The organism is Parashewanella spongiae (assembly GCF_004358345.1).
In the GTDB taxonomy this organism is placed as follows: Bacteria; Pseudomonadota; Gammaproteobacteria; order Enterobacterales; family Shewanellaceae; genus Parashewanella; species Parashewanella spongiae.
Window position 1 is genome coordinate 3,003,794 of the sequence record NZ_CP037952.1, and the last position, 13,297, is coordinate 3,017,090.

The 13,297-nt window shown below is 38.1% G+C and carries 9 protein-coding genes; 1 reads left to right on the plus strand and 8 read right to left on the minus strand.

The annotated features are described in order from the left end of the window. Window positions 1-8: 8 nt before the first annotated feature. The 8 genes from E2I05_RS11740 to E2I05_RS11775 form a co-directional block, all read right to left on the minus strand. On the minus strand, window positions 9-2,078 hold the full coding sequence (locus E2I05_RS11740; protein WP_121853684.1) for a DUF1302 domain-containing protein: 2,070 nt from the start codon (window positions 2,076-2,078) through the stop codon (window positions 9-11). Window positions 2,079-2,383: 305 nt separating this feature from the next. Next, entirely contained in the window at window positions 2,384-2,599 is a 216-nt protein-coding gene (locus tag E2I05_RS11745) for a DUF2835 domain-containing protein (RefSeq protein ID WP_121853683.1), read from the minus strand. 114 nt (window positions 2,600-2,713) lie between these two features. Next, complete coding sequence (gene pepN / locus E2I05_RS11750; protein WP_121853682.1) at window positions 2,714-5,272, minus strand: aminopeptidase N; 2,559 nt, start codon at window positions 5,270-5,272, stop codon at window positions 2,714-2,716. Between the two features lie 472 nt (window positions 5,273-5,744). Next, the gene (prc, locus tag E2I05_RS11755) at window positions 5,745-7,787 is read right to left on the minus strand and encodes a carboxy terminal-processing peptidase (RefSeq protein ID WP_121853681.1); all 2,043 of its coding nucleotides are present in this window, start codon (window positions 7,785-7,787) and stop codon (window positions 5,745-5,747) included. 204 nt (window positions 7,788-7,991) lie between these two features. Beyond that, complete coding sequence (proQ, locus tag E2I05_RS11760) at window positions 7,992-8,669, minus strand: RNA chaperone ProQ (RefSeq protein WP_121853680.1); 678 nt, start codon at window positions 8,667-8,669, stop codon at window positions 7,992-7,994. A gap of 243 nt (window positions 8,670-8,912) precedes the next feature. Further along, the gene (locus E2I05_RS11765) at window positions 8,913-9,389 is read right to left on the minus strand and encodes a GAF domain-containing protein (RefSeq protein WP_121853679.1); all 477 of its coding nucleotides are present in this window, start codon (window positions 9,387-9,389) and stop codon (window positions 8,913-8,915) included. A 69-nt stretch (window positions 9,390-9,458) separates the two neighbouring features. Then, complete coding sequence (locus tag E2I05_RS11770) at window positions 9,459-9,737, minus strand: YebG family protein (protein ID WP_121853678.1); 279 nt, start codon at window positions 9,735-9,737, stop codon at window positions 9,459-9,461. Window positions 9,738-9,836: 99 nt separating this feature from the next. Continuing rightward, window positions 9,837-11,807 carry a BCCT family transporter gene (locus E2I05_RS11775; protein WP_121853677.1) on the minus strand — a complete coding sequence of 657 codons (1,971 nt, stop codon included), beginning with the start codon at window positions 11,805-11,807 and terminating at the stop codon, window positions 9,837-9,839. Window positions 11,808-12,664: 857 nt separating this feature from the next. Here E2I05_RS11775 and E2I05_RS11780 point away from each other — a divergent pair. Beyond that, entirely contained in the window at window positions 12,665-13,297 is a 633-nt protein-coding gene (locus E2I05_RS11780) for a paraquat-inducible protein A (protein WP_121853676.1), read from the plus strand.

Sequence of the window (13,297 nt, forward strand, 5' to 3'; positions counted from 1 at the left end):
TGTCCTTATTAAATCGAATACTTAATGTTGAAAGATACGTAATCACGATCAGCTTTAGCATTGGTAGTACCTACACCACCAAAGAAACTGTTGTATGAGATATCTGCTCCCCACTTGCTTTGATAATCAAACTTCACACCAATAGCGAGCGATTTACTGCCTTCAGTGAATAAGAACATAGGATCAGGCGTGATACCTTTAACATCATGGGAGAAAATGATCCGTGGTGACATATTCACGCCAGAAAAAACATTATTAAAATCGGCTTTTGTAACAAGACGGTATCCCCAAGCAAAATCAGTTGGGAATGGATTAGTTTCAGGCCCATCATGCAAGGCTTGTATTACGCCTGCTTTTTCTGGGTTACCACCAGAACGTGCCGTACCCGGACCATTTAAACGCAACACGTCAGGATCGGGCATGTCATGTATCCATACACCACCAACCTCAGCCAAAGCTATTAGGTTATCCATGCCCCATGCACGACCAAATGAATGAGTAAGTGTAAATTGCGCTTGAGTTGTATCACTTCGAACAAAGCCTTCTGCGTATTCACCTAGACCTACATTACTTACTGCTGAGGTGTATTGAGAAATGCCATCTAAGTCAGGACGAATACCAGCGTTAGCTAACTGTTGTGGCATTGCTGCAAACAGCAGTTCAACATCATCAATTTGTAAAGGTTCATCTTCACGATAACTGATTTCGCCAGCAACCGATGTATCACCGACTAAAGTATTAAAACTAAAACCATAAAGCTTGATGTCTTCTGGGAAAACAACTTGTGCTTTAGAGAAGCTGTTGAGGTTTAATAAAGTATCACGATCAACCGAGCCAGCGTTTTCACCAATGACTCGAAGATCAGCCAACAAAGAACTGGTTGAGAAATCAGCCGTAGTTCCGCTGATTAAAGGCCGACGGCTATGGTAGTTAATGAAGTATAAACCGAACTCTGTTTCACCAAGTTCTGGCGCATAGTAACTGAGCTTTAAACCATATTGTCCATCATCAGAAGCTTTAGCTTGATCTTCAACCAAGGTCGTCTTAGTTGGGTAAGCCAGAGCTAACTGGATCATTCGAGCTTGGATTTCGGCTGGAAGTTGATTAAGAGGTAAATCAGGAACTAAACCACCAATTTTGTTGTATTCAGAAATCAAGAAATCAAGATTAATATCCGGATTAGAATTGAAGCCAAGCTGAGCATTATTTAAATAGCCACCATAACCAACAAAGTCATTAGTGCCAAAAATTGATCCCGGCGTAGGAATCCAAATGGGTTGCCAATCATATTGATAAAATGCTTCGACAGTAAGCTCATCGGTCAAACCTAATGAGGCCCAAATCATTCCCTGAGGACGGAATGCTTCTTTAAGCTCAGCACCAGGTTGGTTTAATACATTTAAATCAACTGGGTTAATGATACCAATGCCATGGGGAATTAAGGTGCTTTCCCCCCAAGATACTACTTGATTACCAACACGCACAGTCAGCGGGTTAGCACCATCATTAAAATCAAAATTTCCGTAAACAAAAGCATCAAGTAAACGGATATCTTTACACTGAACCTCAGAGGCCTTTTTATCTTCACAGGCATCAAACTGCTTACCTGTTAGTTGATTTGTATAGCCAAAATCACCATCGATCAGTTTACGGTCATAAAAATATGAACCACGAACAAATACACCATAGTTCTTATACTCTAGGGATAACTCATGCAAACCTTTAAAGATTTCAGAAGTGGTATCACCTTTAGCATAAAGAAGATTACTTAAATCATTATTACTCGAATAAGAACCTTCTTGCTGCCAAATTTCAGTATTAGGATAAATTGTATTACCTAAAGCTGTGTAGTTAGCAAAATCAAAGCGTGGGTGATTAACCTTACCAATTTGATCTTTCCAATCTCTGTCCGATACGCGCCAGCTAGCACCAACGGTGAAAGTTGAATCGAAAGTACCTTTGACCTCACCCCAATTAAAAGACGCTGCATTTGCTGTAGACATCATTCCTAGAGATATTGCCGACGCTACCCCCAAAGCAATCGCCGACCGATTAAAACTATGCTGAAACTTGTTCATTGTTGTAATTCTCCGTAACCTGCTAATTATTTAATATATGCCAACTTCTTGTTAGCACACAGGTAACATTATTGTTACAGCATTCAATACCAATGAGCAAGATGTAATACGTTAAAAAAAGCCTTAAGTTTTAAGCAGCATTAAACAAATTGATGTTAATTTTTATACAGGCGTTTAAATGACGGTGTTGCATGAGGTTATGATGTTGTACTTTTCACGTAAGATGCTAATTAATTAGACTTAATTACGACCACATCTGACCAGTTTGAAAAACAGAAATAAAACCACAGTTTAAAGTATTTACTCTAAATAGGTTTTAGAGATTTAAAATTATTTTGATTATCAAGAGTTAATTGAAACTGCCCTCTTATACCCGATTCACTTAAAAATGGTAAAAAATGTCGTGCATGAATATGAAGGCAACGCCCATGAACATCAATAACTTCTACGCGATCAGCATTTCCTTTATAAAAACGTAGAAACTCCTGAGAAGTTATTGATAAAGAAAAATAAAATTCCATAAGATTTATGCTCTACTCAATAAAAAGCGACATCGAAAACGATGCCGCTTACAAAACTAAATATACTTCTTTTGATACTCGAAAAAATCTACCTAATCAGAATCTAAATGACTATCAGCTTAAAGCTCGTGATACTTTTTCATACAAATCTTTTGACAGATTAGGTAAATCTAACAACCCTTGTAAGCAGTGTTTTATTTTCGCTTGTCTCAACTCGTCAAACTTAGAAAATTGAATGAGTGGTGTGATAATGCGTGCCGCCACTTGTGGGTTCACACCATTCAACAACTTCAAGGTTTCGGTGATAAACTCATAACCTCTACCATCAGCTCTATGAAACTGTTCAATGTTAGCGGCGGCAAAAGTCCCAAGTAATGACCGAACTCTATTTGGATTTTGGTAACTGAAAGCAGCATGCTCTGTTAATGCTTTAAGGCTATCAATTACCTTTTCGGATTTATCCACAGCTTGCAGCATAAACCACTTGTCCATTACTAATGGAGTTTTGTTCCACTTTTCTTCAAAGCGAGCCATTAAGACTTCATAACAGCGTACTTCACCATTACTTGCTGCTTTAAGTGCCGCTAGAGAATCTGTCATGTTATCAGCATGCATAAACTGGAATTCAATAAGTGCTTCGTATTGCTCACCGACTCGACTCAGCCAATACAAACACGCATTCTTGAGTGCTCTTGCTTGTACTGTATCTTGATCTTTTAAATCGTGATATCTCGCATTTAACTCATCTTCACAGGCAACCCCAAGTTCATCAACTGTAAATTGGCGGGCAAGCAATAGCTTATCTAAATCGACTGTACTTACTTGTTCAATTAATTCACTTACTGAAGGTAGATTCATAACTTCAGCAATTAAAGCAGGATCAAGCATAGGATCAAGTATTAAACCACGGAATGCATCTTGGACTAATGAACCGACCTGCATCGCTTGACCGTTTTCTAGTGCCGCAACACAACCCCATACTGTTTTGCTGAATAAACTCACCGATGCTTCCCATCGAGCAACTTCATTTGTCGCATAACGCATCAAATGTGCTAAATGATCGGCTGTATACTCATAGTCAATTTTTACAGGAGCTGAAAAGTTTTGTAATAAAGATGCCGTAGGTTGACTGTCAATACCTTCAAAGGTAAAAATCTGTTGTTGTTCTGTGAAACTTAGCACGTCAGAAAACAAACTATTACCTTTCGAATCTATAAGTTCAATATCAAAAGGAATATGCATGGCTTCAGTATTATTGCCGGCAACAGTAGGCCTGTTTTGAGATAACACTAGTTTGTATACTCGAGTCTGCTCGTTATATTCTTCACTGACAGTGACTATAGGTGTACCAGCTTGGCTATACCATAATCGAAATTGTCGTAAATCAACGCCGCTCGCGGTTTCCATTGCACTTACAAAATCATCACAAGTGACCGCTTGGCCATCGTGCCGTTTAAAATACAACTCCATGCCCTTCTGAAACTTAGTTTCGCCAAGCAGCGTGTGCATCATACGAATGACTTCAGCACCTTTATCGTATACCGTAACAGTATAAAAATTATTCATCTCAATAACAGATTCAGGCCGAATTGGGTGTGCCATTGGCCCAGCATCTTCAGCAAACTGTTGGTTACGAACAACTTTAATCGCATGGATACGATTAACCGCTCTTGAACCAACGTCAGAGCTAAACTCTTGATCTCTAAATACTGTTAATCCTTCTTTGAGGCTTAGTTGAAACCAATCACGACAAGTTACTCTGTTACCAGTCCAATTGTGAAAGTATTCATGACCAATAACTGATTCAATGCCATGAAAATCTTGATCTGTCGCACTTTCTGTATCTGCAAGTACATATTTTGTATTGAAAACATTTAACCCTTTGTTTTCCATTGCACCCATATTGAAAAAATCAACGGCGACGATCATATAAATATCAAGATCGTATTCAAGATTAAAACGGGTTTCATCCCATTCCATAGACTTTTTAAGTGAAGCCATTGCATGATTAGCTTTATTAAGGTTTCCTTTATCTACAAATACCTGAAGTTCAACTTCACGCGCAGATCGCGTTGTAAAAGAGTCTTTTAGTTGATCAAAGTCGCCTGCGACTAATGCAAATAAATAACTTGGTTTTGGATAAGGGTCTTGCCATGATGCAAAATGACGTCCGTTGTTTAATTCACCTTTATCTAATAAATTTCCGTTACTAAGTAAGAACGGGAAATCTTCTTTATCGGCTTCAATACGTACATCGAACTTTGCAAGCACATCCGGACGATCAAGGTAATATGTAATACAACGGAAGCCTTCTGCTTCACATTGGGTGCAATAGGCACCATCAGACAAGTAAAGCCCTTCTAATGAAGTATTTTTTCCTGGTTCAAGCTTGGTAATTATCTCTAATTCAAAGCTATCAAGAATTGTCTGGATGATGAGTTTTTCATTTAATATTTGGTGTTCAACTGCATTGTTATTAATTTTAACCGATACTAACTCTAATGAATTACCATCAAGTTCTAAGCGAGTAGCTTCTTTATTTTTTTTAACTACTTGGCTGATGGCTGTCACATATGTGTAGGGTTCATTTAGATCAAAGTTAAGTTGAATATGATCTATAGTGAAATCTGGTGCACTATAGTCTTTTAGATATTTTGCTTGTAGCTGTGACATAGTGGTCCTATATTATCGTTATACCAATTACAGTAATTAATCTCTCACTCAGCAAGAGCTAAAGGGTTTCAGTACAAGGCACAAGCTCGAAGTACTATATTCCCTTCGGCCGCCATACAAAACTGGCGTTCAACGCACTTAGTGCTTTTGTCGGGATAATTCAAGTGCTTGAAACGCAGTAATGGAACCCTTTAGCCTTGCCTTTCGGGAGCTTGTATGTGCTCAAATTACTTCTCAAAATTGTCTTGACGTAGCAATGTAATAACGACAGTTTTGTATGTCGGTAACAACTATGCCTTCATCAATTTCGATTGCACTTTGAGCACATACATAGCCCTGAGTTGAGCATTTAATTTCTGTAATTGGTATTAGTTTAAAATGTTAAAAAACGCGCTAAAGGCGCGTTTTTTTGTAAAGTCTTACTTAACCTCAGCTCTGAGTAAGCAACCCTCAGGTTATTTACACTATTTAATCAATGTTTTTTCTTACTTGCATCTACTAAATCGAGAGTAATGTCTGCTGTCTGTTCAAGTAGCGGATCAGACTTATCTTCTTTATCATCAAGCTTTGCGAGTTCGTCTAAATCAGCAAATGGTTTTTTCCCTTCCACTAATCGACGCTCGTTTGCTCTAGTTAGAGACTTAGAGTCGATATCTTTCTGTTTCGCTAATCGTTCACTTTCTACCAATGAAACACTTTTTTCATCACGTCTTTTACGATAATCAGCAATGTCTTGAGCTATATAACCAAACTCTACGTTTGTTTTTATACGTGACTCATACTTAGCCGTAAGCCGTTTTATCAAAGCAGGAGAAATGTCATCTACCTTCTTATAATCTGCTACAGGTACTTGATCCCATGGCAAAGCGTTTTCTTGTTCCGCTTCACCAAATTCCCCGGGTTTTAGCGCACTTGGGAACATAATATCTGGTGTCACACCTTTAAGCTGAGTACTGCCTCCATTGATACGGTAAAACTTTGCGATAGTATATTGAACATAACCAATTGGTTTATCATACATATCGTAAATACGCTCTAAGCCTTTATGTTGCTGAACAGTACCTTTTCCGAAAGTAGCTTCACCAACAATCAGGGCTCGACCATAATCCTGCAACGCAGCTGCAAAAATTTCAGAAGCAGATGCACTGTAACGGTCAACCATAACCGTTAATGGACCATCGTAGGTAACCGCGTTATTTTCATCTTTGTTTTGTACCACTTGACCACTAGCATAACGAACTTGAACAACAGGTCCTTTTTGGATGAACAGACCTGTTAATAACGTTGCTTCAGTTAATGCTCCACCACCATTACCACGTAAATCAATGATGATACCTTCAACCTTCTCAGCCTTTAATTTTGCTAACTCTTTAGAAACGTCTCTTGAAAGGTTCATATAAAAACCAGGGATATCAATTACACCTATTTTACGGTTTTTATATTGGCCAACATCACCTTCAATGACTTTCGAACTCGCAGCTCTATCTTCTAGTCGAATAGTATCTCGTGTAATCACAACATCAAGAGGTTTCGCACTGGATCCTGCCTTCTTTTGTAAAATTTGCAGTGTAACTTTGGTGCCCTTAGGTCCTTTAATCAGATCGACAACATCATCTAAACGCCAGCCGATGACATCAACTATCTTTTCACCATCTTGCCCTACACCGATAATTTTATCACCATCAGACAATTGTTCACTTTTTGCCGCTGGCCCACCATTTACTAAGCTACGGATCATGGTGTAATCGTCTTCTGCTTGCAAAACGGCACCAATTCCTTCCAGTTTCAAGTTCATTTCTTGTTGAAAGCGCTCAGCATTACGTGGAGATAAATAGCTTGTGTGTGCTTCGATGGTACGAGCAAACGAATTCATTACAATTTGAAATACATCTTCGCTATTGGTTTGAGTTAAACGCTTTAATGCGTTGTTATAGCGTTTAGATAAGATTTCAACAATCTCATCCCATTTTTTATCTGTAAGCTTTAAATTTAAAGCATCATATTTAACACGTTGACGCCACAATTCATGAATTTCATTAGTATTTTTAGGCCACTTGGCATCTTCACGATCAAACTGATATTGATCATTAGCTTTCGTGAAATCCATTTTGTTATCAAGTAGACTCAATGCGTAAACAAAGCCCTCATAGCGTCGATTTTGTACCAAATCATACATGGTATAGGCTTCAGTGAGATTACCCGTTTTAAGCATGTCATCAAAGTCATCAGCATATTTCTGAAAACCATCAACATCCGCTTGAGTTAATACATTGCGACGATAATCTAACAAAGAAAGGTAACGCTCAAAAATTCTTTCAGAAAACGCATCATCTAATACGAATCGATGGTAGTGAGTGCGGGTAAACAAATCAGTAATACGTTTACTGGTGACAGAGTGTTGTTGCTCTTGTTTTAAATCTGGTAACTCGCTGATCAAAATTTTGGGAGGAATAGCCCAGGCACTAAACCCGACTAAGATTGTGGCTAGAGACGTAGCCATCGTAAGTTTTCGCATCAACAAGTTACTCCTTTATTTGAGGCCTTTTATCTTTATATTCTATCCATTCTTAAACTAATTTTTGAAAAATAAAAAACTGCACATCATAACTGACACCCATGAATTCAATATCACAGGTGCCACATACAGTCTTTAAAATCTAGCACTTAAACTAGCTGTAAGGTATAGAACTTAAAGCTGAAAGATCAACTGACCTTCCTACTATAGTAAAATATGTTCAGCTTTAACTTTAACTGTTAAGCCACTGTCAAGTTGAACCATTACTTCTTCTTTATTTATTTCTGAAATAACACCAGAAACAGGAGATTTACCTAACTTTACGTTCACGCGCTGCGTTTTGCTTAGTTGAGACAATTCTGCTTGTACTAAATTAACCGGAGAACTCACTGTTTTATTTCCAGCAGGCTTTCCTTTTGATTGAACTTGCTTGAAATTACGATCATTACGAGGGCGTTTTGAAGCAGGCTTTCTTGTGGTTGTCTTATCTGACTTGGCGTCATCTGGTTTAGATGATTCAGCTTTGGCTGCTTTTTCTAATCGTCTAGCTTTAGCGCGCTCTTGGCTTTCTTTCAAACTTTTTTGAGCATGAGCAATGTGCTCTTCTTCTAGTTCACCACAAGGCTCACCAGATAAATCTACTCGAACTGCACCAGCCTTAATACTTTTAAGGTAACGCCAGCTACTGGTGTAACGTCTTAAAGCTACTCGAAGTTGAGTTTTACTGACTTTAGATTCATCAGCTAATTTTTCAGCCAAATCTTGAAACAAACCAATTTTTAACGGTTTCACTTCCCCTTCAGCGATAAAACACTGAGGAAAAGATTCATATAAATACGCTAAAATTGCATTAGTATCGGTCAACTTTTCTGTTGATTCCATTATTACTTCCACGTTTACTGGGACTACGGCCGTTTCAAGCAGTTGGTGTACGGTTCGTGTCGTTTATCATCGTAAAATTCTATTGAGCTTAAAGCCCAGTTTACTTCATATCAATAGCTATAAAGTGCTAATAAATAAAAAGTAACAAAATTCACCTATTCGAGCGACCTAACATTTTGTCATTACTGGCCGCAAGCAGCCGCCTATTATAAAGCTGATGCTTACAATTGCGACCCTGATTTATTAAATTTTGTGCATTTGTTGTGCAAATAGGCATTTTTCGAAGCTTTCAACGATTGTTTCAAGTCCATTTTGGTCTTGTTCATCGAAGCGAGAGAAGTTTGGACTATCAATATCAAGCACTGCAATAACTTTATCGTTTTGTATGACTGGAATTACAATTTCCGAATTGCTTGCGGAATCACAAGCAATATGTCCTTTAAATTGATGTACATCGGCAATACGCTGAATTTTATTTTCGGCAGCCGCTGTACCACAAACACCACGTCCCATTGGAATACGTACACAGGCAACTTTACCTTGAAAGGGCCCAAGTACCAGTTCATCATTCTTGGCGAGGTAAAAGCCTACCCAATTTATTTCACTAAGGTGTTCGTTTAATAATGCTGATAAATTAGCCATAGCAGCAATTAGATCAGTTTCGCCTTCAAACAACGCCAGAACTTGGCGGTTTAAAGTATCGTACAATTCAGACTTCATGTGTTTCCTTAAAATAAACAGCATCAATCTACAGCGATATCCCATGAATGAATATCTAGATTGGAGACATTAAGCTGCTTCTAGTTTTCTCTTAGTTTTTGGAGGTGTCTGTTTTACTGCAGATGCACCTTTGAGTAAAGCAAGTAAATCATCTTTATTAGAAGCAAGATAGAAAGATAGCTTTTCTACATCATTTTCTGCAATTTCCAAATCGGACTTTTCAATGAAAGGGATTAGATTGTCAGCTATGTCTAGCATTTTATCGTAAGCATCAGCTTCTTTTTTTGAAGTAAATGTCATTTTCTCTACCCCTTCCCTGATCACAACAAATTGAGTGACGACTGTCATAGCATCTCCGCACTGTATTTATACACAGTGATAGAGTGTCACAAGGCGGCTACACTTTGCAACACTCTTATAAAGAAAGACTCCCAACTATTCAAAGAATTATCTCAACAGATGTAAAAAGTGCATGTGTTTTTCGTATTGATCAATGATATCCCCAATAACCTGTACCTTGGTATATCCCATGATGTCATAATCCTGCCCGCCTTCATTCAAGAATACTTCCGCTCGAGAGTACTTCAAACTCGACTCATCACCTTCATCATTCGCGAAGCTGGGTTGTAAATTAGAACGTGAAATAATAGTGTACGTAAAATCACGTTCATCACCATGCAAAACTCTTAAAGAAGGCGAGCCTTTTCCATCAAGTTTTACTTCACTTTGCACGCCTTGTTTTTCAAGCTCATCTACCACGGCTCTCATAGCAGGCGTAGCGACTTCGACAATAAATTGCCTTACATCGGACTTACCGGAAAAACTCACCAAGTTAGCCAAACGGTCTTGCCACTGAATTAATTGTTTACCGACTTTTGGCGTTAATGTGGTTTGCGCCAAACTATCTTTTTTAGTGGCATCAATACCTAGTGCTTTAAACAGGCCATACATTGACACTAATAAAATTATTGAAAATGGCAATGCTGTCATGATAGTCGCTGTCTGCAATGCCTTAAGCCCACCTACTAGCATGAGAATTAATGCTACAGTACCAATCAAACTTGACCAAAAAATTCGTTGCCAAGTTGGCGTGTTACTATTTCCACCAGATGAAAGCATGTCGATAACCATGGCACTAGAATCAGAAGATGTAACAAAAAACAACACCACCATAATAATTGCGATAAAAGACAAAAGGCTGGAAAACGGAAAGTGCTCTAAGAATTTGAATAAAGCTAAAGAAACATCTTGCTGAACGACTGTTCCAAGGTCAACAGCACCTTGGTTCATGATCATATCAATCGCACTATTACCAAATACCGTCATCCAAATAAATGTGAGCAATGTGGGAACAAACAAGACTCCGCAAACAAATTCTCTGATTGTCCTGCCTTTAGATATTCGAGCAATGAACATTCCAACAAAAGGAGACCATGACAACCACCAAGCCCAATAAAAGAGTGTCCATCCTCCCATCCAATCTGTCGGCTTGTATGCGTAGAGGTTAAATGTTTTATCGATAATATCTGAAAGATAACTCCCCGTATTTTGCACAAACAATTGCAAAAGAGTTGAAGTTGGCCCTAGCACTACAACGAAGATAACCAGCAGAATAGCCAAACCTAGGTTCGCTTGAGAAAGGATTTTAATGCCTTTGTCCAAACCTGATACTAAAGATAATGTTGCCAAACAAGTAATACCAACAATAAGCCCAATTTGAACAGTCGTACTCACCTCAATATTAAATAGATAATTGAGACCTGAGTTAACTTGTAAAACACCATATCCTAATGCTGTTGCCACACCAAATACTGTACCTAATATGGCAAATACATCGACAACATGACCCACTATCCCATAAATTCTATCACCAATAATCGGATACAGAGCCGATCTAAGGGTCAAAGGTAGACCATGACGATAACCAAAGAAAGCCAATATAAGTGCAACAATTGCATAAATGGCCCAAGCGTGAAGTCCCCAATGGAAAAAAGTAATTTTCAATGATTCTTTAGCGGCTTGGATTGTACCTGGTTCGCCCGTTGGCGGTGATAGGAAATGCATTACAGGCTCGCCAACCCCAAAAAACATCAAACCAATCCCCATTCCTGCAGAAAAGAGCATGGAAAACCATGCAGCAAAACTATATTCGGGCTCAGAATGATCAGGGCCAAGTTTGACATCGCCATAACGCGACAAGCCTAAAAACGCCACGCAAAATAAAATAACTGCAACTACTGCGACATAATACCAGCTCGCATTAAGGATGATTTCATTCTGTAAATAGGCAAAATATTCTGATGCATGTAAAGGAAAAAAAGATACGTAACAAATAAGTATTAAAATTGATAATGTCGAACCAAAAAAAACGGGTCGATTAATACTTGAGCAAAAACGTGATAATTGATTTTTAGCCATACAGCAAAGACGCCCCCTAAATTTAAATTATTGCCCAATCAATTATCATAGATAATCAAGTATCTTCACTGATTGCGAGTACTGATCAGGAGCAAAGACTTATCACTTTACAGAAGCCTCATTACTAACTCAAATGATTATCAGTAAAGTGTATTATCATAAAACATCAGTTGAACGCTGAGTGTATAAGTAACTGTTTGAGCAATACGATGATTTTATTATCATGTTTTTCACCTAGTGAGTGAAATGCTCTACGCTCACAAGCTTGCTAAAATGGCTGCTATCTGCGTTGTAACTTTTGCAAGTAGAATAACTACTTGCTGCAAGCTACGCCTTAATATCAGCCATTTTTTTTACGTTTTAGAACGCAGTTTCTAGGGCCTGTTGATCTTTCGTGATTGTTTTTGCAGCGATAAATTGATTATTTTATGCAAGGCAGAGTTGTGAGGTTTGGTTATTATCGACATACAAAACTGTCGTTACTTCGTTTCCAAATAAGAAAACGATAACGCAGCACCTTTTATTTAGAAAGAGCGACCAATTTACGCTCTCTCTTTTTTCGATGCTTTTGATCATTCACTGTTTCTGTGTTGTGACCAGCTCACTTAGATGGCTAAGCATCACTGATCACGCCTTGAACAGATAAATGCTCAAATAGCACAAAATTTAATCCTGAAAGATCAACAGACCCTAGGATTATAAGGCGAAATTTACAGTGATCACCTTGTTATTAATAAAGAAGCTCAATGAAAAATTTTGTTATAAGGACTAATCTGTTAATATTAGGCAAAATTTTGGCTGCCTTTGTTTACGATACAATTTTACGAATTGAAGGCTTGATTTATGGATGAACATCGGTGAGTCGACACCAAAACCCAGAGCTTAACGCTATAATTCTTTGCCATTCGTGTGATCTAGTTGTAGCCAAGCGAGCCTTACCATCAAATGTTAGAGCATTATGCCCTCGATGCCATACGGTTCTTTTTGATGCGCCTTTTTGCACCATTAACGGATTATTAGCGCTTTGCTTAACAGCACTAATATTTTTTATTCCAGCTGTAACTATGTCAGTGCTCGAATTACATTTTTTAGGGAGTGTACGAACCGCAACAGTTTTTGATGGAGCTTATATTGTATTTGAACAAGGTTATTGGATTGTTGGATTAGCTGTCTTTATCGTTGCGATAGTCGCGCCCGGTTTGCTTATCAGTTCAATTTTTTTACAAGCCATCATCGTTAAATCATCGCCTATCACTCCGTTTTGGCTAAAAACATACAAGGCACTTTTAAAAAGTCAAAACTTACTAAAACAATTTTCAATGCCTGAAATTTATATCATCAGTTTGCTTGTTACGACATTCAATTTAGCCGACTTTGCGGATATGCATTTTAGTATGGGAACATTTTGCTATTCGATGCTTTTTATTACGATGATTTTCTTACAACGTGAATACAACTTAGAATATATGTGGGCACAAGTTAATGATTGA

What these genes read in the sequence shown, in the direction of transcription:
- E2I05_RS11765 (WP_121853679.1), bottom strand. Translation starts at nt 9,389, where the DNA reads ATGAAGTCTGAATTGTACGATACTTTAAACCGCCAAGTTCTGGCGTTG.
- prc (WP_121853681.1), bottom strand. Translation starts at nt 7,787, where the DNA reads ATGCGAAAACTTACGATGGCTACGTCTCTAGCCACAATCTTAGTCGGG.
- E2I05_RS11740 (WP_121853684.1), bottom strand. Translation starts at nt 2,078, where the DNA reads ATGAACAAGTTTCAGCATAGTTTTAATCGGTCGGCGATTGCTTTGGGG.
- E2I05_RS11745 (WP_121853683.1), bottom strand. Translation starts at nt 2,599, where the DNA reads ATGGAATTTTATTTTTCTTTATCAATAACTTCTCAGGAGTTTCTACGT.
- E2I05_RS11775 (WP_121853677.1), bottom strand. Translation starts at nt 11,807, where the DNA reads ATGGCTAAAAATCAATTATCACGTTTTTGCTCAAGTATTAATCGACCC.
- E2I05_RS11770 (WP_121853678.1), bottom strand. Translation starts at nt 9,737, where the DNA reads ATGACAGTCGTCACTCAATTTGTTGTGATCAGGGAAGGGGTAGAGAAA.
- proQ (WP_121853680.1), bottom strand. Translation starts at nt 8,669, where the DNA reads ATGGAATCAACAGAAAAGTTGACCGATACTAATGCAATTTTAGCGTAT.
- pepN (WP_121853682.1), bottom strand. Translation starts at nt 5,272, where the DNA reads ATGTCACAGCTACAAGCAAAATATCTAAAAGACTATAGTGCACCAGAT.